This is a genomic window from Sphingopyxis sp. Soil_C_28 (genome assembly GCF_057657055.1).
In genome coordinates, this window is the sequence record NZ_JBDGJE010000003.1 from 448,923 (window position 1) to 468,680 (window position 19,758).

17 protein-coding genes are annotated in these 19,758 nt (G+C 64.4%); 5 read left to right on the forward strand and 12 right to left on the reverse strand.

The window, feature by feature from the left end; all coding sequences use genetic code 11:
* Positions 1-107: 107 nt before the first annotated feature.
* A complete protein-coding gene (locus AC3A43_RS15610) occupies positions 108-809 on the forward strand; it encodes an extensin family protein (RefSeq protein WP_487793465.1) in 702 nt (233 codons plus the stop codon).
* Positions 810-847: 38 nt separating this feature from the next.
* Positions 848-1,723, forward strand: coding sequence for an LOG family protein (locus AC3A43_RS15615; protein ID WP_487793466.1), 876 nt, complete (start codon positions 848-850; stop codon positions 1,721-1,723).
* Between the two features lie 24 nt (positions 1,724-1,747).
* On the opposite strand, the gene AC3A43_RS15620 is transcribed toward AC3A43_RS15615, so the two are convergent.
* Both AC3A43_RS15620 and AC3A43_RS15625 read right to left on the reverse strand, forming a co-directional pair.
* Positions 1,748-2,176, reverse strand: a complete 429-nt coding sequence (locus AC3A43_RS15620; protein ID WP_487793467.1) for a c-type cytochrome — start codon at positions 2,174-2,176, stop codon at positions 1,748-1,750.
* Positions 2,176-2,811, reverse strand: coding sequence for a c-type cytochrome (locus tag AC3A43_RS15625; RefSeq protein WP_487793781.1), 636 nt, complete (start codon positions 2,809-2,811; stop codon positions 2,176-2,178). Before AC3A43_RS15625 ends, AC3A43_RS15620 begins: the two co-directional genes overlap by 1 nt.
* A 181-nt stretch (positions 2,812-2,992) precedes the next feature.
* Between AC3A43_RS15625 and AC3A43_RS15630 the strand changes: the two genes are divergently transcribed.
* The gene (locus AC3A43_RS15630) at positions 2,993-3,886 is read left to right on the forward strand and encodes a prephenate dehydratase (RefSeq protein ID WP_487793468.1); all 894 of its coding nucleotides are present in this window, start codon (positions 2,993-2,995) and stop codon (positions 3,884-3,886) included.
* 10 nt (positions 3,887-3,896) lie between these two features.
* On the opposite strand, the gene AC3A43_RS15635 is transcribed toward AC3A43_RS15630, so the two are convergent.
* Complete coding sequence (locus AC3A43_RS15635) at positions 3,897-4,571, reverse strand: CDP-alcohol phosphatidyltransferase family protein (RefSeq protein ID WP_487793469.1); 675 nt, start codon at positions 4,569-4,571, stop codon at positions 3,897-3,899.
* Between the two features lie 314 nt (positions 4,572-4,885).
* Here AC3A43_RS15635 and AC3A43_RS15640 point away from each other — a divergent pair, with 314 nt between their 5' ends.
* Positions 4,886-5,422 (forward strand): DUF805 domain-containing protein, encoded by a 537-nt coding sequence (locus tag AC3A43_RS15640; protein WP_487793470.1) that lies wholly within the window; start codon positions 4,886-4,888, stop codon positions 5,420-5,422.
* Between the two features lie 2 nt (positions 5,423-5,424).
* Here AC3A43_RS15640 and AC3A43_RS15645 read toward each other — a convergent pair whose 3' ends face one another.
* The 6 genes from AC3A43_RS15645 to guaA form a co-directional block, all read right to left on the reverse strand.
* Positions 5,425-5,928 carry a hypothetical protein gene (locus AC3A43_RS15645; RefSeq protein WP_487793471.1) on the reverse strand — a complete coding sequence of 168 codons (504 nt, stop codon included), beginning with the start codon at positions 5,926-5,928 and terminating at the stop codon, positions 5,425-5,427.
* Entirely contained in the window at positions 5,925-8,735 is a 2,811-nt protein-coding gene (gene polA / locus AC3A43_RS15650; protein ID WP_487793472.1) for a DNA polymerase I, read from the reverse strand. The genes AC3A43_RS15645 and polA overlap by 4 nt, the downstream gene beginning before the upstream one ends.
* Before the next feature lie 28 nt (positions 8,736-8,763).
* Positions 8,764-9,942, reverse strand: a complete 1,179-nt coding sequence (gene purT / locus AC3A43_RS15655; protein WP_487793473.1) for a formate-dependent phosphoribosylglycinamide formyltransferase — start codon at positions 9,940-9,942, stop codon at positions 8,764-8,766.
* Between the two features lie 70 nt (positions 9,943-10,012).
* The gene (locus AC3A43_RS15660; RefSeq protein ID WP_487793474.1) at positions 10,013-11,206 is read right to left on the reverse strand and encodes an MFS transporter; all 1,194 of its coding nucleotides are present in this window, start codon (positions 11,204-11,206) and stop codon (positions 10,013-10,015) included.
* 118 nt (positions 11,207-11,324) lie between these two features.
* The gene (locus AC3A43_RS15665; protein WP_487793475.1) at positions 11,325-11,816 is read right to left on the reverse strand and encodes a GFA family protein; all 492 of its coding nucleotides are present in this window, start codon (positions 11,814-11,816) and stop codon (positions 11,325-11,327) included.
* A 6-nt stretch (positions 11,817-11,822) separates the two neighbouring features.
* Positions 11,823-13,409: a glutamine-hydrolyzing GMP synthase gene (gene guaA / locus AC3A43_RS15670; protein WP_487793476.1), complete on the reverse strand. Its 1,587-nt coding sequence runs from the start codon at positions 13,407-13,409 to the stop codon at positions 11,823-11,825.
* A 196-nt stretch (positions 13,410-13,605) separates the two neighbouring features.
* On the opposite strand from guaA, the gene AC3A43_RS15675 reads away from it, so the two are divergent.
* Positions 13,606-16,065 carry a TonB-dependent receptor plug domain-containing protein gene (locus tag AC3A43_RS15675; protein WP_487793477.1) on the forward strand — a complete coding sequence of 820 codons (2,460 nt, stop codon included), beginning with the start codon at positions 13,606-13,608 and terminating at the stop codon, positions 16,063-16,065.
* 17 nt (positions 16,066-16,082) lie between these two features.
* On the opposite strand, the gene AC3A43_RS15680 is transcribed toward AC3A43_RS15675, so the two are convergent.
* The 3 genes from AC3A43_RS15680 to AC3A43_RS15690 form a co-directional block, all read right to left on the reverse strand.
* A complete protein-coding gene (locus AC3A43_RS15680) occupies positions 16,083-17,156 on the reverse strand; it encodes a glycosyltransferase family 4 protein (RefSeq protein ID WP_487793478.1) in 1,074 nt (357 codons plus the stop codon).
* Positions 17,153-18,034: a UDP-2,3-diacylglucosamine diphosphatase gene (locus tag AC3A43_RS15685; protein WP_487793479.1), complete on the reverse strand. Its 882-nt coding sequence runs from the start codon at positions 18,032-18,034 to the stop codon at positions 17,153-17,155. Before AC3A43_RS15685 ends, AC3A43_RS15680 begins: the two co-directional genes overlap by 4 nt.
* 261 nt (positions 18,035-18,295) lie before the next feature.
* Positions 18,296-19,729 carry an aldehyde dehydrogenase family protein gene (locus AC3A43_RS15690; protein WP_487793480.1) on the reverse strand — a complete coding sequence of 478 codons (1,434 nt, stop codon included), beginning with the start codon at positions 19,727-19,729 and terminating at the stop codon, positions 18,296-18,298.
* Positions 19,730-19,758: the final 29 nt, after the last annotated feature.

A 19,758-nucleotide genomic window follows, 5' to 3' on the forward strand; every position in this document is an offset into this window, starting at 1 on the left:
GGTCACTCGCGCAACTGTCAAACAAATTGCATGGACCGCGCGAAATTTTCGACGAGCCGAGAAAAAGGTATACGACTTGTTAACCATATCGTCGGTAATTTGACGCTATGGCGATCCCCGCGTTCTTGAAACCCCGGATTTTGGTTGCCGCCACGGCGGCACTGGCGCTGTCGGCTTGTTTCGGCGCCCCGGAGGTGATGAAGAATAGCGGCGGGAAGCGGCCCACCGCAAGCAAGCCCAGCCGCCCCCAAGCCGTTGGTACGCCCTCTTTCACCAGCGCCGAAGCGCAGCAATGCGCCTTCGATCTCAAACAGGCCGGGGTGCGCTTCACGCCGCTCGCCAATCAGGATCATGGCGGCGGCTGCACTTCGATCGATTCGGTGAAGCTTCTCGATATCGGCACCCCGGTGTCGAACCTTGGCGCCATGACCTGTCCGCTCGCGAAGAATTTCGCGGCATGGGCGCAATATGCAGTGAAACCTGCGGCGCGGAAATATCTCGGGCAGGAGGTCGTGAAGATCGAGACCTTCGGCACCTACAGCTGCCGCAACATCTATGGCGGCCGCTCGGGCCGGATGTCGCAGCATGCGTTTTCGAACGCGATCGACGTGTCGGGCTTCGTGCTCGCCGACGGTCGCCGGGTCATGCTCGACGGCGGGTGGACCGGCGACAAATCGTCGCAGGATTTCCTCCGCGCGCTGCACAAATCGGGCTGCCGCCGCTTCGGCACCGTGCTCGGCCCCGACTATAATGCGGCCCACTATAATCACTTCCATTTCGACATGAGCGGCAATGGCTACTGCCGCTGAGCTTGGCAATCCGGCTCGCAGCGGCTAGCTGCGAGGGAATGACAACAGACAAACAACCCCATCGTTCGCGTTTTCACAAGGCCAAGGAAGACGCCAGGTTCGCCAAGCAGGCGGTGTCGACCCCGCAGACGCAAAGTCCGGCGTACCGGCTGGCGTTTCAGGACACCGAATTTCTGCTGCGCGAAGATTTGCGCCCGGTGCGCTTCCAGCTCGAACTGCTGAAACCCGAATTGATGCTCGACGAGGCGAAGATCGAGTCGATGCTCGTCATCTATGGCTCGGCGCGTATTCCGTCGCCCGATACCGCGCAGGCCGTGCTCGATGCGGCGCGTACGCCCGAGGAACAGCGGATCGCCGAACGCCTCGCGGCCAAGGCAAAATATTATGAGGAAGCACGCAAGCTGGCGCGGATCGCGAGCCAGGTGCCGCCCGACGAGAACGGCTGCCGCAACTTTGTCGTCTGTTCGGGCGGCGGGCCGTCGATCATGGAGGCCGCGAATCGCGGCGCCGACGATGAAGGCAAGGAATCGGTCGGGCTGAACATCGTGCTGCCGCACGAGCAGGCGCCGAACCGCTATGTCACCCCCGACCTCAGCTTCCAGTTCCACTATTTCGCGCTGCGCAAGATGCACTTCCTGCTTCGCGCGCGCGCGGTCTGTGTGTTTCCGGGCGGGTTCGGGACGTTCGACGAGACGTTCGAGCTGCTGACGCTGATCCAGACCGGCAAGATCAAGCCGATCCCGATCGTGCTGTTCAGCGAGGAATTCTGGACCCGCGTCGTTAATTTCGACGCGCTGGTCGAGGAGGGCGTGATCAGCCAGCGCGACCTCGCGCTGTTCCACTTTGTCGAAACCGCCGAAGAGGCGTGGAAGATCATCCAGGATTTCTACGGCGACGTGCAGCATCCGGACTGAGGGGCGCGCGCCGTCAGGCGCGCGTCACTTCGACTGCTCTTCCAGATACAGGATCAGCGCCTTGCGGTCGGCATCGTCAGGAATTCCTGCAAACGCCATCCTTGTGCCCGGCACCGCCATCATCGGCTGTTTGAGATAGGAGCCAAGCGCAGCTTCGTCCCAGACGCCGCCCTTGGCCTTCATCGCGCCCGAATAGGAAAAATCGGGGTGCGATGCGACCGCGCGGCCGACCACGCCATGCAGGTTGGGGCCGATACTGTTTGCGCCGCCCTTGTCGATCGTGTGGCACGCGACACAGCGTCGGAACACCTGTTCGCCCATCGCCGCGGTCGGCGCGACGGTCGGGGTCTTGACCGCTGGCTCGCCGGTGGCAGGCGCATCGGCCGGCGTTTCGCCCTTGCCACAACCGGCGAGCGTCAAGGCGCCCGCCAGCAGGACGGGCGCGAGCCGCATTATTTCTTGGCTTCGGCCGGGGCAGGGACCGCAGCGGCGGGCGCGCCAGCTGCCGGAGCGGCGGCTGCGCCTTCGGCGGGGGCCGCCGCAGCGCCTTCGGCCGGTGCAGCGCCTTCGGCGGCAGGCAGCGGCAGGTTCGAACCCTGGCTGTTCAGATAGACGATCAGGTTCGCGCGATCTTCGGCGCTGCCGAGGCCGGCGAACGACATTTTGGTGCCCGGCGCATATTTACGCGGGCTCTTCAGCCATTCGTCCATCCCGGCAAAGTCCCAATTGCCTGCAACGCCCTTGAGCGCCGCCGAATAGGCGAAGCCCGGGACATGGCCATGTGGTTTGCCAAGCGCACCCCACAGATTCGGACCAATGCCGTTGGCGCCGCCGGAAGCGATGGTGTGGCACGCGGCGCATTTTGCGAACACGGCCTCACCTTTCACCGGATCGGCGGCGGCGAGCAGATTGGGAAGCGGTACTGCCGAATCGCCGCCGCCTGCGCCGCCTTCGGCGTCTTCGATCGGATAACCGGGCTTTTCAGGATTGTGGCTGGCAAACAACATGCTCGACCCGACAGTCAGGCCCAGCGCGCAAATGCCGGCAAACAGCACCCATCCGGCAATAGTGTTGTTGCGATTGTCCATGCTCATGCAGCCCCGTTAACGGACGCCCGCTTGCCGGGCGCATATTTGATTTGGACGCTCCCTTACTGGCGCGGCGACGGCGGCGCAAGGGGATGAAATCGGGCGACGACAACAGAGCGCGCCGGTTGCGCGCCCGCAGCGGGGCGGCTATGCGCCGCCGCTCCAGCGTGGGAAGGCAATCATGGGCAGCTATTCGGCTTCGGCACAGCATCTGGTCGACGAAATGCGGGCGGCGGCGCTCGCCGAGCCGGCGCGCGGCTTGGCGTTCCAGGGGGCGCCTGGCGCGAACAGCGATCTGGCCGCGCGCGAATATGACGCGAACTCGTTACCGATGCCCTGCTATGCCTTTCAGGACGCCATCGATGCGGTGCGCGACGGCCGTGTCGATCGCGCGATCATTCCGATCGAAAACAGCCTGCACGGCCGCGTTGCCGACATTCATTTCCTGCTCCCCGAATCCGGTCTGTCGATCGTCGGCGAGCATTTCCTGCCGATCCGCTACGGCTTGATGAGCCGTGACCTCGGGCCTGTGACACGCGCGATGAGCCACGAACAGGCGCTCGGCCAATGCCGCCACTGGCTGCGCGCGAACAATATCGCGCCCGTCGCGCACAGCGACACTGCGGGCGCCGCCGCGTGGGTCGCCGACAGCGACGAGGTCGGCCTCGCCGCGCTGGCGCCGCCGCACGCCGCCGAACTCTATGGCCTGACGCTGCACGGCACAGGCATGGAGGACGCCGATCATAATACGACGCGCTTCGTCGTGCTGGCGCGCGAGCCGCTGGCTGACCTTGCGGCGCTCGACGGGCCGGTGATGACCACGTTCATGTTCGAGGTGAAGAATATTCCGGCCGCGCTTTACAAGGCGCTTGGCGGCTTCGCGACCAACGGCGTCAACATGACCAAGCTCGAAAGCTATCAAACGGGCGACAGCTTTGCCGCGACGCAATTTTATTGCGATATCGTCGGCGCTCCGGGCGACGAGCGGATCGACCGTGCGCTTGAAGAGCTTGATTTCCAGACGAAATCGTTGCGGCTGCTTGGCACCTATGCGCAGGCGCGCGCGCGCCGCTGAACCTTATCTGTTAACCGCCGCGGCGACGAAGCATCCGGGCAGTCGCTGACGTCTGGACGATGAATAACGTCACCAGAATGCTGGATACCACAAGCGCGAACAGATCGAAGGGCGAGAAATTGGTGCCGGTGATGTCGCGCCCGCCGACGATCGGCATCAGCACGGTCATCGCCATCAGCATCAGCCGCAGCTCGGTCGGCCCGCCCGCCATATAGGACAGGCGAAACTCGCCGACGACCTTGGCAGCGATGAAGGTGTGGATCGAGAGCAGGAAATAACCGATGACAGCCATCAGCGCGACGTCGAGCCGCATATAGGGGCTCATCCCGATCGCACTGATCATCAGCAGCGTCGCGAGCGCGTCGACGCTATGGTCGACGAAATAGCCATAATTGGGCCGCTCGATGCCGCGCCAGCGTGCAAGGCTGCCGTCGAGCGAATCGCCGAACCAGTTGACGATATAACCGACGAGCGAAAGGCCCAGCCATTCGCTGTCGAACCAGCTGAGGACATAGCCCGCGGCGACGAGCACCGCGCCGGCGAAGCCGAGCGTCGTGAGCTGGTCGGGGGTGACCCAGCCGGGAAGGCGCGCGCAAAGCCAATTGAGCAGGCGGCGCTCGCTGCGGGCGAGGATATTCTGCTGGATACGCACCGGCGCCTTGGCGACGGGTTCGAACTTGCTCATGTGGACCCTTTGTCGGTGGCTGTCACAAAGGCGCCAACCATATGTCATGGGTTCGTCATAGAGGCAAAGTTCCGTGTGCGAAAGGGCATGACGTTCGGCGCGGCGCGCCGGGGTGCCGGTCAGTCCCGCCGCGGGTCAATTTCGCCCGCTTCGCGTGGCGCGGTATTTGGCACTCCGATACATCATTGATATGCAGGCCGACATACCGATGGCGCGGGGGGATCATGGCCGAGTTTTCGATCAGGCATATTGCGCGGCACGGCTTTGGCGGCCTGTTTCACGCTCGCGGCCGCGACGGCCGGATGCAATTCTGGATGTTTGGCGCGCTGGTCTTCGCCCCGCTGATCGTCGTGCAGTTTGCCGCGCAGATCGTGCTGACCTTTCCGTCCTTCGATGAAATGGTCGCGGCCGCTCCCGGGGAAGGGATGGCTAACGCGAAGATTTTCGAAGCCCAGATGCGAGGTCTCGTCACGTCGGCCTATGTGAATATCGGCCTCTATTTTCTGGGGTCGGTGCTGTTGCTTGCGGCGGCGGCGCGGCGCCTGCATGACCGCGGGCGCAGCGGCTGGTGGGCGCTGATCCTGCCGCTCGGGCTATTTGCTACGGGGCTGGGTCAGGCTGAAAAAATGGCTGCAGCGACCAAACGCATGCCCGCGATGCTGGCGGAGCTGGAACGGCAATCGGCCCCGGACGCGAGCGCGATGTTCGATTGGGTGACCAAAGCCAATGCGTCCCCGGACGGCCCCAACTGGCTTGCGGTCGTCGGCTCTCTGCTGCTGTTGGGGCTTCTGATCGATTTGGCGTGCACGGGTGCCAGTGGCCCGAATCGCTTTGGATCTGCACCCGAATAGGTTCAGTCCTGCCAGGGACCGATTTCGCCGACCTCGCCGATCGTGCGGTAACGCACCGCCTCGTCGATCCACGCCACCTCCCACATCGGTGCGGGGCGCGCCCATTCGCCGATCACGAACAGCGGCAGCTTGTTGGTGGCGACAAAGGCGAGATCGTCGGGAGTCGGCCCGGGAACCGTCGTTTCCGACCGCTGATGCAAGCGGACGACCGCAAGCGTCGTGGCCGGCGGCGCCGGCAGGGACTGGCGCGCGGGAAAGCCGATGCTTGCGGCAATCACCGGAAAACCTTTGTCGTCGCGCGCAACCAGCAGAACCTTGTCGGCGGTGGCGTAAGGTCCGCCGACGGGCCGGCCCACGACCTTGCGCCCCGCGATGGCCGCGAATTCGCGCAAATCGGTGTCGGCGACAGGGGAAGGGCGCGCCGGCGAGGTTGCCGCTGCGGCGGCGGGAGGCACCGCGACGGGATCGGCAGCGAGCGCCGCGACGAACAACAGGGCTGCGATCAATGCGCTTCGCCCCAGCTCTTGCCGATTCCAACCTCGACCTCAAGCGGGACCGAAAGCTTGAGTACGGGCTCGGCGGCGCCCGACATCACTCTGCGGATCACCGCGCCCGCGGCTTCTGCCTTGCCTTCGGGGGCTTCGAACACGAGTTCATCGTGCACCTGGAGCAGCATCTTCACGTCGGACAGGCCCGCATCCGCCAGCGCCTTCGGCATCCGCGCCATCGCGCGCTTGATCAGGTCGGCGCTGGTGCCCTGGATCGGCGCATTGATTGCAGCACGTTCGCTGCCCGCGCGTTCGTTCTGGTTCGCGGCCTTGATGCGCGGGAACCAGGTTTTTCGGCCGAACAAGGTCTCGGTGTAACCCTTCGACCGGACGCTTTCGAGCGTGTCGGTGATATAGTCCGAAATGCCCGGGAAGCGCTCGAAATAGCGTGCGATCAGCGCTTGGGCCTCGTCGGGGGTAATTTCGAGGCGGCCCGCCAGCCCCCAGCGCGAAATGCCATAGAGGATCGAGAAATTGACCGTCTTCGCCTTGCCGCGCGTGTCGCGGTTGCTCTCGCCGAACAATTCGATCGCGGTCGCGCTGTGGATGTCCTGCCCCTGCGCGAAGGCTTCCTTGAGTTCGGGGACGTCGGCCATATGTGCCGCGAGGCGCAGCTCGATCTGGCTATAGTCGGCGGCGATCAGGACATGCCCCGGTGCCGCGATGAACGCGTCGCGAATCTGGCGCCCGGTCTCGGTGCGGATCGGGATATTCTGGAGGTTCGGATCGGTCGACGACAGGCGACCCGTCTGCGCACCGACGAGGCTATAGCTGGTGTGCACACGCCCGGTCGTCGCATTGATCTGCTGCTGCAGCGCGTCGGTATAGGTCGATTTCAGCTTTGCGAGCTGGCGCCATTCCAAAATCTTGCGCGCGATCGGCACGCCGTCGCGTTCCAGTCGCTCAAGCTCGCTGAGGTCGGTCGACCAGTCGCCCGACTTGCCCTTGCGCCCGCCCTTCAGGCCAAGCTTGTCGAAAAGGATTTCGCCGAGTTGCTTGGGGCTGCCGATCGCGAAGGGCTGACCGGCGAGGGCGTGGATTTCGCCCTCGATGCGCAGCATTTCGGTCGCGAATTCGCCCGACAGCTTCGCCAGATAATCGCGGTTCACCATGATGCCGGCGCGTTCCATCCCCTCGACGATCGAGGCGAGCGGACGGTCGACCATTTCATAGACGCGCGTTCCGCCCTCGACCGGAAGGCGCAGCTTCAACAGCTTCCACAGCCGCAGCGCGACGTCGGCATCCTCGGCGGCATATTCGGTCGCGCGGTCGAGTTGCACTTCGGCAAAGCTGATCTGCGATTTGCCCGTCCCGCACATGTCCTTGAAGGTCAGGCAGGTGTGATCGAGGTGGAGCTTGGCGAGCTCGTCGAGGCCGTGCTGATGCTTTCCGGCGTCGAGCGCGAAGCTCATCACCAGCGTGTCGTCATAGGGCGCGACGGTCACGCCATGCTGCGCGAGCACGCCGATGTCATATTTGAGGTTATGCCCGACCTTCAGCACCGCGTCGTCGGCGAACAGCGCCCCGAGCCGCGCGATCGCGACGTCGATCGCGATCTGCTCGGGCTTTTCGGCGAACATATCGGTGCCGCCATGACCGAGCGGGATATAGCAGGCGCGGCCGGGCGCGGTCGCCATACTGACCCCGACGAGGCGGCCGGTGACGCTGTCGAGGCTCGCCGTCTCGGTATCGACCCCGACGACATGCGCGGCGCGCGCTTCGGCGATCCAGCGGTCGAGCGCTTCGACGGTGGTCACGCATTCATAGGCGGACCGGTCGATAGGCGGCATTGCGGGCAGCGTCGGTGTCGACGGCCCGGCGGGCGTGGCAACCGGCGCGGCATTGGCGCGCGGGAAGGTCGGCGGGCCGCCCGGCGTTGCGCCGAGATCGAGTTTGGCCGACAGCGAGCGGAAGCCATGTTCGTCGAGGAAGGTTTTGAGCGGCAGCGGCGGGATGGACCCTAGCTTGAGGTCGTCGAGCGCATCCATCAGCGGCACGTCGCGCTTCAGCTCGACCAATATCCGCGAGAGCCGCGCCATATCCGCATGTTCGATCAGATTGTCGCGCAGCTTCGACGCCTTCATCGTCTCGGCGCCTGCCAGCGCTTTTTCGAGGTCGCCATATTCGACGATCAGCTTGGTTGCGGTCTTCGGCCCGACCCCGCGCACGCCGGGGACATTATCGACGCTGTCGCCCATCAGTGCGAGCACGTCGCCGACGAGGTCGGGTCCGACGCCGAACTTCTCGTCGACCGCCTCCAGCCCGAGGCGGACATTTTTCATCGTATCGAGCATGTCGACCTGCGGCCCCTCTGCGGGCTCGCGGATCAGCTGCATCAGATCCTTGTCGCTACTGACGATGGTGACGTCCCACCCCGCAGCGACCGCCGCCTCGGTATAGCTTGCGATCAGATCGTCGGCTTCGAAACCTTCCATCTCGATGCACGGCAGCGAAAAGGCGCGGGTCGCGTCACGGATCAACGGGAATTGCGGGCGCAAATCCTCGGGCGGCTCGGGCCGGTTGGCTTTATACTGGTCGTAAATCGCGTTGCGGAAAGACTGGCTGCTATGGTCAAGAATGACCGCCAGATGCGTCGGTCCGTCGGCGTCGTGCAGGTCTTTCGCAAGCTTCCACAGCATCGTGGTGTAGCCATAGACCGCACCAACGGGCACGCCCTTCGGGTTCGTCAGCGGCGGCAGGCGGTGATAGGCGCGGAAGATGTAGCTGGAGCCATCGACCAGATAGAGATGATTCTTGTCAGACATGGCGGGGATGTAGCAGGGGAGGTGCGGGCTAGCGATAGTCGATGACGAGTTTCGCCGCGGCCGCAACGGCTGCCTCGCGCGCCTCACTCGTGGTGCCGCTCGCGACCCGCGCGAGCGCGACACCCATGCGGCGATATGGGCGGGTGACCGGTTTTCCGAAAATACGCGCATCGACAGATGTTTCGGCGTTCGGCGCAGCCAGCGCCTCCGCGAGGCCGGTGATCGCAAAATCCACCGCATCGCGGTCGGCGAGCAGCACCGCGCTCGCGCTGGCATCGGGCACTGCGATCGCAGGGATCGACAGGCCGAGGATTGCACGCGCGTGGAGGTCGAATTCGGACAGCGATTGCGAGATCAGGGTGACCATGCCGGTGTCGTGCGGGCGCGGGCTCAGCTCGGAGAAGATCACCTCGTCGCCCTTCACGAAATATTCGACGCCAAAAATCCCGTGACCGCCGAGGGCATCGACGACCTTCGTCGCCATCTCCTGCGCCGCCTTCAGCGCGGCATCGGACATCGCGGCGGGCTGCCAGCTCTCGCGATAATCGCCGCGTTCCTGGCGATGACCGATCGGCGGACAAAAGCTGACGCCGTCCTTGTGGCGGACGGTGAGCAACGTGATCTCGTAATCGAAATCGATGAACGCCTCGGCAATCACGCGCAGCCGGTCGCCGCGCATGCCCGCGGCGGCATAATCCCACGCCGCATCGATCTCGGCGGTATCCTTGACCGTGCTCTGGCCTTTGCCCGACGACGACATCACGGGCTTGACCACCAGCGGAAAACCGATGCGAGTTGCGGCCGCCTGAAGCTCTTCGCGCGTTTCGGCATATTCGAAGGTCGAGGTTTTGAGGCCGAGTTCGCTGGCCGCGAGATCGCGGATCGCGTCGCGGTTCATCGTCAGCTGCGCTGCACGCGCCGACGGCACAACATGGAAACCCTCTGCCTCGACCTCGGCAAGGATTTCGGTACGGATCGCCTCCACCTCCGGAACGATATGATCGGGCTGGTGCTTCTCGATCGCCGCGCGCAACGCGTCGCCGTCGAGCATCGAGAAGACTTCATATGCGTCGGCGACCTGCATCGCGGGCGCGCCGTCATAGCTGTCGCACGCGATCACGCGGCAGCCCAGCCGCTTCGCCGAAATCACGAACTCGCGCCCGAGTTCGCCCGATCCAAGCAGAAGTATGGTGGCAGTAGGGGTCATGGGATCGCTCCGTCGCTGGCGTTTCGCACCGCGCTCTAATCGCGCTAACAAGATTTCGCCAGCGTCCGAATCACAGGTCGAGGGTGCGGATTTGCGGGATCATCTTCCACCACAGCAAGGCTCCCAGTAGGGACAGCGCGGCGGCCGTTGCAAAGGCATAACCATAGCCGCCGAGATAATCGACGATCAATCCGGTGACGATCGGTCCGACGATGCCCGAAATATTGCCTAGCGCGTTCTGTACCCCCATCCAGCTGCCCGCCGCGCGGGGCCCCGCGAAAATCTGGCCGACGGCAAAGATGTTCGTCGCGATCAGCCCGGCGCCGAACCCCGCGACCGCCAGCCATATCGCCAGCATCGCATACCCATCGGCGACCGCGATGCCCGCCGTGGCGACGCCGATGGCGATTTGTCCCGCGATCATCAGCCAGCGGCGAACTTCGCCTTCGTCGGCGCCGCGCGCAACCGCGCGGTCGGATAGCCAGCCGCCCGCGAGCGCGACGATCCCCTGCGTCATAAAGCTCAGCGTCGTCAGCGCGGTCATCGCGCCGATCGAATAGCCGCGCGTGTTGACGAGATAGAGCGGCAACCATGCGAGCAGGAAATAGAAGCCATAGTTCGACAGGAAATGGACGACGCCCATCTTCCATAGCGCCGGGACGCGGAGCAGCCGGCGGATCGAAACCCGCTCGCTGGTGTTTGCTGCGCGCCCGCGTGCCCGCATCGATGCCGACGCGAGCTGCCAGGGAATGAGCCATAGCAGAGTCACCGCACCGAAAATCCAGAAGACCGGCCGCCATCCCCACTCGCCGAGAATCGCGCCGCCTGCCAGCACGCCCACCGCGGGGCCGAACGCGATCGCGGCGGCCACCGTCGCATTGGCGATCCCGCGCCGTTCGGCTGGGACTTCGGCGGCAAAAATCTTGGTGCTACCCGGAAAAGCGATGCTCTCGCCCAGCCCAAGGAATAGCCGCAGGACGATCAGCGATATCAGCCCGCCCGCAAAACCGGTGAGCGCGGTGCTGATCGCCCAGATCGCGACGCCCAGTGCAAAGACGCGGTAGACGCAAAACCGGTCGCAGAGCCAGCCGACGAGCAGGCAGGCGGGGGCATAGACCCAGAAGAAGGCCGAAACGGCGAGGCCGAAGCCCGTCGCCGACAGCCCCAGTTCTTCCTTCATCAAAGGCGCGGCGACGCCGATCGCCCCACGATCGACATAGTTGAGGAGCACCGACAGCGCGATCAGGACGACGACCCACGTCACCCTTCTTCCGTCAGCCCGGCCTCCGATCGATTGCGTCGCCATATTCCAGCGCTCCCCTGCCCGGCAACAGGGCTAACAGATGGAGGGCCGCGCGCTAGCGGAAATTAGGGACGCCGGCTCATTCAGGCCACCGCGCCGTATCATGATCGGGATGCTGGTGGTTGCTCGCCTTGATCGCACCGACATAGGCGGCCATTGTTTCTTCGGTCGTGCCTTCGGCCTCGATCGGCAGGTCCTCGAACAGCGATAGCTGGCCTTCGAGCCCGAACTGGACGCGCGGCGGAAACGCTGACGGATCGTCGAACGACCCGGTTGTCAGGTTGATATGCTTGCTTTCGGCATAGTCATAAGTGAGCGGCGTCCCGCAGTCGCGGCAGAAACCGCGCGCCGCCTTGTCCGAACTGTTGAAGATCGCTGGCGTCCCGCGCGTCCATGTGATCGCATCGCGCGGCACGCCGATCAGCGCGATAAAGAAATTGCCCGCCGCCTTCTGACACATACGGCAATGGCAGATATGCGACGTGTCGAGCACCGCGGTGACATGATACCGCACCGCCCCGCACTGGCAGCCGCCTGAGGCTTGTGTCTCAATGCGTTCGGGGCTGCCCATGATGCTTCACTCCCATTCGATCGTCCCCGGCGGTTTCGACGTATAGTCGTACACCACGCGGTTGATGCCCTGAACCTCGTTGATGATCCGCGTCGCGCAGCGGCTGAGGAAGCTGGCGTCGAACGGATAGATGTCGGCGGTCATGCCGTCGGTCGAGGTCACCGCGCGCAGCGCACAAACCTGGTCGTAGGTGCGGTAGTCGCCCATCACGCCGACGGTGCGGACGGGCAGGAGGACCGCAAATGCCTGCCAGATCTCGTCATAAAGGCCGGCGTTGCGGATTTCCTCCAGATAGATGGCGTCGGCCTTGCGCAATATGTCGCAGCTTGCCTTGGTTACTTCGCCCGGAATGCGGATCGCGAGGCCGGGTCCCGGAAAGGGATGGCGGCCGACGAAGATGTCGGGGAGGCCGAGTTCCTTGCCGAGCAGGCGGACTTCGTCTTTGAAGAGTTCGCGCAGCGGCTCGACAAGCGCCATCTTCATGCGTTCGGGCAAGCCGCCGACATTGTGGTGACTCTTGATCGTCACGCTCGGCCCGCCGGTGAAGCTGACCGATTCAATCACGTCGGGATAGAGAGTACCCTGCGCAAGGAAATCGGCGCCGCCCAGTTTCTTGGCTTCTTCGTCGAAGACATCGATGAAGGTCTTGCCGATGAATTTGCGCTTGGCTTCGGGATCGGAAACGCCGGCCAGCCCCGTCATGAAGCGTTCCTCGGCGTCGACGACGACCAGCGGGATATTATAATGGTCGCGGAACAGACGCTCGACCTGTTCGCGTTCGTTGAGGCGGAGGAGGCCATGATCGACGAACACGCAGGTGAGTTGCTCGCCGATGGCTTCGTGGAGCAGAACCGCGGCAACCGCGCTGTCGACGCCGCCCGACAGGCCGCAAAGCACGCGCTGGTCGCCGACCTGGGCGCGGATGTCGGCGATCTTGTTCGCGCGGAATTCGGCCATCGTCCAGTCGCCGGCAAGTCCGCAGATCTTGTGGACGAAATTGGACAGCAGCTTTGCCCCGTCGGGGGTGTGAACCACCTCGGGGTGAAACATCGTCGTGTAATAGTGCTTCGCTTCGTTGACGCAGATCGCGAACGGCGCGTTGGGCGAAGTGCCGACGATCTCGAACCCGTCGGGCGCCTCGGTGACGCGGTCGCCATGGCTCATCCACACCGGATATTTGCTGCCGACCTCCCAGAAGCCGTCGAACAGCGGGCTCGCCTTTAGAATTTCGACGTCGGCGCGGCCGAACTCGGCGGCGTGGCCGCCTTCGACGGTGCCGCCGAGCTGGACGGCGAGCGTTTGCTGGCCGTAGCAGATCGCCAGGATCGGCAATCCGCTGTCGATGATGACCTGCGGTGCGCGGGGGCTGCCTTCGTCGGTGACCGAGGCCGGGCCGCCCGACAGGATCACCCCTTTGGGCTGCATCCGTTCGAACGCCTCTGCGGCGCTGTTGAACGGCGCTATCTCGCTATAGACACCGGCCTCGCGGACGCGGCGGGCGATGAGCTGTGTCACCTGGCTGCCGAAATCGACGATCAGGATGGATTCGCCAATAGCGGCTTTGGGCGGAGCGGAGGAGTTGGGAGTCGGCATGGGTGGCCGATAAGGAAGGTCGGTCCTGCTGTCCAGCGGTCGATATGGCCCGCCCGTCGAACTGGCATGGCCTCGACACATTGTTGCGACAATTGGGCGACATAAATGAACCGCAGGTCAAAACGCACGTCAGGACGGGTTAACCCCTGCCGTGCCAAAGAAAAACCAAGACAAAAAATAGAAGGCATCTCCCCCGATGAATATATCCAGCCTCTCCCTTTCCGCGCGCGCGGTCTTGCTGACGGCCAGCGCGGCGCTCGCGTGGCCCGCGATGGCGGAAACCGACGCGGCGTCCGCGAGCGTCGCCGTGACGGCGGACGTCGGCCAACCGGCCGAACCCGCGCCGACGGCGTCCGATGACGGCGATCTTTATGACGATATCGACGGCGAAGAAATCGTCGTGACCGCGCCGCGTCTTGCGGGCCAGCTGGAGACCGACATCAAGGCCGAAACCGAGCTCGATGAGGCGGCGATCGCAAGCTATGGCGTGTCGAACGTCTCCGAACTGCTCGACGCGCTCGCGCCGCAGACGCGCTCGGGCCGCGGGCGCGGCGGTGGCCGCCCGATCATCCTCGTCAACGGGCGCCGCATCGGCGGTTTCGGCGAGGTACGCAACCTGCCCCCCGAAGCGATCGCCAAGGTCGAGGTCTTCCCCGAAGAGGTCGCGCTGCAATATGGCTATTCGGCCGATGAGCGCGTCGTCAACATGGTGCTCAAGCCCAACTTCCGCCAGGTCGCGGTCGAGGCCGAAGGCGGTATTCCGACGCAGGGCGGCCGGTTCCAGAGCGAAATCCAGCCAAGTTTCCTGATGATCGGCAAAAATGGACGTCTCAACGTCAATGCCGGCTGGGACCACAAGACGATGCTGCTCGAAAGCGAGCGGAACCTTGTTTACGATGACCCAGCGCAGGCGGCCGAGGCCCCCGCACGCAGCCTGCTCGGCGCGTCCGACGAATATTCGGTCGACGCGACGATCCAACGCAGCCTGAACAAGCTGACCGACGCTTCGATCAACGTGCGCTTTGACCAGACCGACAGCCTGTCATGGCTCGGGCCCCGTAACGGCGACGCCACCGATCCGCTCGAACGCGACAGCCGTAGCCGCAATCTCAGCACCACGGCGAGCGTGAACGGCATGCTCGGCGACTGGCGCTGGTCGGTCTCGGGCAATTATGCGGACGCCGATCAACTGACCTTTACCGACCGCAACAGCGGCGTGCGCGACCGGTTCGAAAGCAGCCAGCAGAGCTTCGGCGGCAACGCCAACCTGTCGGGTACGGTGACCGAAGGCTGGGCGGGACCGATCCGCTTGTCGATGACGGGCAGCTATTCGGGCCTGCGCTTCGACAGCCAGTCGGACAATGCCAACGGCATCACGAACACAGACCTTGCGCGCGATCTGCCGGGGGTGTTCGGATCGCTGACCGTGCCATTGCTCGACCCCGAATATGAGGTCGGCAATATCGGCCGTGTGTCGTTGACGCTGAGCGGTCAGGTCCAGAATCCGAGCGATTTCGCAGCGCTCAAGAGCTGGGGCGCGAATCTCAACTGGGGTGTCACCGACAATCTGTCGCTGATCGCGAGCTTCAACCAGGATGAGGCGGCGCCCGGTATCCAGCAACTCGGCGCTGCGCCGCTGACGACCGATGGCGTGACCTATTATGATTTCAGGACCGGGCAGACCGTCCAGATCACGACGACGACGGGGGGCAATCCCTTCCTGCTCGCCGAACAGCGCCGCGATCTCAAGCTTGGGCTCAACTGGTCGCCGCCGATGATCGAGGGGCTGAACCTCTCGGTCAATTACAACAGCAACAAAAGCTATGATACGACGAACAGCCTGCCGCTGCTCACCCCCGAAATCGAGGCGGCCTTTCCCGATCGCGTGATCCGCGATGCGAACGGCGTGCTGCTCGCGCTCGACCAGCGCCCGGTCAATTTCGATCGCGCCGAAAATTCGCAGATCCGCTGGGGCCTCAACTTCGGCAAGAGCTTTGGTCAGCAGGAGCAGCGTGGCCCCGGCGCGGGGGGTCCCGGTGGCGGACGTCCCGAAGGTGCCGGCGCCCGCGAGGGTGGCGGACGGGGCGACGGTGCGGGCCGTCAGCGCGGCGGCGGTGGTGGGCCCCGCATGGGCGGTCGCGGCGGTGGCGGCCCCGGCGGCATGTTCGGCGGTCCGCAGGGCGGGCGCTGGCAGGTGTCGCTCTATCATACGATCAAGCTGACCGACAAAGTGCTGATCCGTCCCGGCGTGCCCGAACTCGACCTTTTGAACGGGTCGGCGACCGGCAATGGCGGCGGCAGCAACCGGCATCTGTTCGAACTCGACGGCGGGCTGTTCAACAAGGGCATGGGCGTCCGGCTCAGCGCCAAATATGACAGCGGCAGCACGGTGACCGGCGGCAGCGCTGGCGACCTGAAATTCGGCGACCTTGCGACCTTCAACCTGCGCTTCTTCGTCGACCTGAACCAGAAGGCGAAGCTGACCGAAAAGCTGCCCTTCCTGAAGGGTTCGCGCCTGCGCCTGTCGGTCGACAATGTCTTCGACGCCCAGCGCAAGATTACCGACGGCAACGGCATTGTGCCGCTCAATTACCAGCCCGGTTATATCGATCCCCTGGGCCGCTATATCGAACTGGAGTGGCGCAAGACCTTCTGATTAAATAGGGACAGTCCCTATTTAATCGACACAGCCGATATCGGCCGGTTCATCGACTCAATTAAATAGGGACTGTCCCTATTTATCGGGTCCACGAACGTCAGCGCCCTTGCGAATTGCGCGGTGCAGCTGGCCCAGCTGTACCGCGCGCCCAGCGCTTCTGCCTTGGCGCGATCGCATGTCAGCGCCGTGTCGATCGCCCGGCCGATATCCTCATCGAGCGCGCCCGCGCCGTCGGTCACGATGTCGCCGGGCCCCGGTACCGGATAGGCGGCAACCGGCGTGCCGCAGCTCAGCGCCTCGATGACCACCAGGCCAAAGGTGTCGGTGCGGCTGGGGAAGACGAAGACGTCGGCGCCTGAATAGGCCGAGGCGAGCGTTTCGCCGCCCAGCTTGCCGAGGAAGAGCGTGCCCGGGTGCTGCGCCTTGAGTTCGGCGAGCGCGGGGCCATCGCCGACGACGACTTTTGTCCCCGGTCGGTCGCAAGCGAGGAAGGCGCCGATATTCTTCTCGACGGCGACGCGGCCGACATAAAGCTGGATCGGCCGCGCGAGCCCCGCATACGCCGGCAGCGGTGCGCGGTCCGGGCGGAACAGGTCATGATCGACGCCGCGCTCCCACATCATCGTCTGCGGCAGGCCCTGTTCGGCCAGTTCGCGGGCAAGGCTGCGCGTCGCGACCATGATGTGCCGCGCCGGGCGGTGGAACCAGCGGATGAAGCGCCAGACGAACGCGGGCGAAACGGGCAGCCGCGCCGCGACATATTCGGGAAAGCGTGTGTGGTACGCGGTGGTGAAAGGGAAATTGTTGCGGATGCACCAGCGCCGCGCCGCGATACCCAGCGGACCCTCGGTCGAAATATGGATCGCCTGCGGTCCAAAGGCGCGGATATGTCGCCCGACCGTGCGCCAGCCGGCGAAGGCAAGGCGGATTTCGGGATAGGAGGGGCACGGCACCGACCGAAACAGGTCGGGCGACACCATCCCGACCACATGTCCCGCGGCGTGCAGCTCGGCGATCGTCGCCTGCAGCGTGCGGACGACGCCGTTGACCTGCGGCTCCCACGCGTCGCTGACGATGAGGATCCTCATGCGGCACGCGCCGGAGCAGGGAGTCGGAGCGTCGCGGGGACCGAACGCGCCGCGACCTCTTCGGCCCAGTGAAGTATTTCCATCGTGCCGTCATGATGTTCGACCAGCGCGGTGCAGCCTTCGACCCAGTCGCCGTCGTTGTAATATTCGGTGCCCTCGATCTCGCGCATTTCGGCGCTGTGGATATGGCCGCACACGACACCATCGACCCCGCGCGAGCGCGCGGCATGCGCGACGACTTCCTCGTAACGCCCGATGAACTGGACGGCGTTTTTCACCTTGTGCTTGGCGACCATCGACAGCGACCAATAGGGGAGGCCGAAGGCGCTGCGGATGCGGTTCACGACCACATTGCACTTCATCAGCGCGGTGTAGGCGGCGTCGCCGACGAAGGCGAGCCAGCGGTGCGCGAGCATCACCGCGTCGAACTCGTCGCCATGGACGACCAGCAGCCGGCGGCCGTCGGCGGTCTCGTGGATCGCTTCGCGGCGGATCTCGACCCCGCCAAAATCGAAGCCGTCGAACGGCTTGCACATCTCGTCATGGTTGCCGGGGACATAGACGACGCGCGTGCCACGCTTCGCGCGCTTGAGCACCCGCCAGACGACGTCATTATGCTCGGGCGGCCAGAAATGCCGCTTCTTGAGCCGCCAGCCGTCGATGATGTCGCCGACGAGGTAAAGCGTCTCGCAATCGACATGGTCGAAGAAATCGATCAGCATTGCGGCGTTGCACCCGCGCGTACCCAAATGGATGTCACTGACCCACACCGTGCGATAGCTCCGCCGCTCGCCGATCAACCGTTCGGGAACATGCGGATCGGTGGCGAAGGGATCGGGAAAGCGGGCGGGGATGGGCAGGGTCGAAATCGATGCCATGTCACACTCCGTAAGCAGCTTTGGGCTGCCCACGGCCTAGACAGGAGATTTGTTACACTGTGCGATTCAAAGCCGCGTCGGTTTGACGACGGTTTGAAGGCGGTTTGGTGACGTTGGGCATTCATATCCGCCCTGTCGCGAAGCGACGGGAAGGGGGGGACGCCGCCGCAGGCGGTGGTGGAGGGGCGGGAACAGCGGCGCGACAGCCCCTCCGTCAGTGCCTCGCGCTGCCCCCTCCCCATGCCTGCGGCACAGGGAGGATCAGGTCCGCCGGATCACCAAATTACGGATTTCGCTCATATCTTCGATCGCAAAGCGTACGCCTTCGCGGCCGAGCCCGCTGTCCTTCACCCCGCCATAGGGCATGTTGTCGACGCGGTAGGAGGACACGTCATTGACGACGATGCCACCGACGTCGAGATGATCCCACGCTTCGAGCACCTTCTGGATGTCGCTGGTGAACAGCCCCGCCTGCAGGCCGAACTTGCTGTCGTTGACCTCGGCCAGCGCATCGTCCCATTTGGCGAACTTCGACAGCACCACGACGGGCCCGAACGCTTCCTCGACGACGACATCGCTGCCCGCGGGTACATTTTCCAGCAGCGCGGCTTCCATCATATTGCCCTCGCAGCCGCCGCCCGCGAGCAAGGTCGCGCCCGCGGCGACCGCATCGTCGATCCAGCCTTTCAGTCGCTGCGCTTCCTTGACCGAAATCATCGGGCCGATGAAGGTGTCGCGCAGCTTCGGATCGCCCGATTTCAGCGTCTTGACCTTCGCGGTCAGCATGTCGCGGAATTTGTCGTAGATATCCTCGTGGATGATCACGCGCTGGACATGGATGCAGCTCTGCCCCGACTGATAATAGCCGCCGAAGATGATGCGCGCGAGCGCATGGTCGAGGTCCGCGTCCTTGTCGACGACCACCGCGGCATTACCGCCCAGCTCAAGCACGACCTTCTTCTTGCCCGCCTTGCCCTTCAGATCCCAGCCGACGCCAGGCGAGCCGGTGAAGGACAGCAATTTCAGCCGCTCATCGGTGGTAAACAGGTCGGCGCCCGCGCGGCTCGCGGGCAGGATGCTGAACGCGCCCTCGGGCAGGATATCGCACTCGGCGAGCACCTCGCCCATGATGATAGCGCCCAGCGGCGTCATCGACGCGGGTTTCATCACGAAAGGACAGCCGATTGCGATGGCCGGTGCGATCTTGTGCGCGGCGAGGTTGAGCGGGAAATTGAACGGCGAGATGAAGCTGCACGGCCCGATCGGCACGCGCTTCCACATCCCCATATAGCCCTTTGCCCGCGCCGAAATATCGAGCGGCTGGACCTCGCCATAATTGCGCGTCGCTTCCTCGGCGGCGATGCGGAAGGTGTCGATCAGGCGGGTGACTTCGCCCTCGCTGTCGGCAATCGGCTTGCCCGCCTCGACGCACAAGGCATAAGCGAGTTCGTCGAACCGCTCCTGAAACCGCCCGACGCAATGGGTGAGCACGTCGCGCTTCTCGAAACTCGCGAGCCGCGCCATCGGCTCGGCCGCCCGCACCGCGCCCGCGATCGCCTCGTCGATGACGTCGGGTGTCGCGAGCGCGGTGCGAAACGCGACCTCGCCGGTGAACTTGTCGATCACCTCGAGATCGGTGTTCGGCTGAACCGCCTTGTTGTTGAGATAGAGCGGATAGACGTCTTTGAGTTTCATGCGGCCGGTCTCCGTATCCCGGCGAAAGC

Excerpts from the sequence above, each read along its gene's own strand:
- purT (WP_487793473.1), bottom strand. The coding sequence starts at position 9,942 with ATGACCCCTACTGCCACCATACTTCTGCTTGGATCGGGCGAACTCGGG.
- AC3A43_RS15675 (WP_487793477.1), top strand. The coding sequence starts at position 13,606 with ATGAATATATCCAGCCTCTCCCTTTCCGCGCGCGCGGTCTTGCTGACG.
- AC3A43_RS15685 (WP_487793479.1), bottom strand. The coding sequence starts at position 18,034 with ATGGCATCGATTTCGACCCTGCCCATCCCCGCCCGCTTTCCCGATCCC.
- guaA (WP_487793476.1), bottom strand. The coding sequence starts at position 13,409 with ATGCCGACTCCCAACTCCTCCGCTCCGCCCAAAGCCGCTATTGGCGAA.
- AC3A43_RS15610 (WP_487793465.1), top strand. The coding sequence starts at position 108 with ATGGCGATCCCCGCGTTCTTGAAACCCCGGATTTTGGTTGCCGCCACG.
- AC3A43_RS15620 (WP_487793467.1), bottom strand. The coding sequence starts at position 2,176 with ATGCGGCTCGCGCCCGTCCTGCTGGCGGGCGCCTTGACGCTCGCCGGT.
- AC3A43_RS15680 (WP_487793478.1), bottom strand. The coding sequence starts at position 17,156 with ATGAGGATCCTCATCGTCAGCGACGCGTGGGAGCCGCAGGTCAACGGC.
- AC3A43_RS15630 (WP_487793468.1), top strand. The coding sequence starts at position 2,993 with ATGGGCAGCTATTCGGCTTCGGCACAGCATCTGGTCGACGAAATGCGG.
- AC3A43_RS15615 (WP_487793466.1), top strand. The coding sequence starts at position 848 with ATGACAACAGACAAACAACCCCATCGTTCGCGTTTTCACAAGGCCAAG.
- AC3A43_RS15640 (WP_487793470.1), top strand. The coding sequence starts at position 4,886 with ATGTTTGGCGCGCTGGTCTTCGCCCCGCTGATCGTCGTGCAGTTTGCC.
- AC3A43_RS15635 (WP_487793469.1), bottom strand. The coding sequence starts at position 4,571 with ATGAGCAAGTTCGAACCCGTCGCCAAGGCGCCGGTGCGTATCCAGCAG.
- AC3A43_RS15690 (WP_487793480.1), bottom strand. The coding sequence starts at position 19,729 with ATGAAACTCAAAGACGTCTATCCGCTCTATCTCAACAACAAGGCGGTT.
- AC3A43_RS15665 (WP_487793475.1), bottom strand. The coding sequence starts at position 11,816 with ATGGGCAGCCCCGAACGCATTGAGACACAAGCCTCAGGCGGCTGCCAG.
- polA (WP_487793472.1), bottom strand. The coding sequence starts at position 8,735 with ATGTCTGACAAGAATCATCTCTATCTGGTCGATGGCTCCAGCTACATC.
- AC3A43_RS15625 (WP_487793781.1), bottom strand. The coding sequence starts at position 2,811 with ATGGACAATCGCAACAACACTATTGCCGGATGGGTGCTGTTTGCCGGC.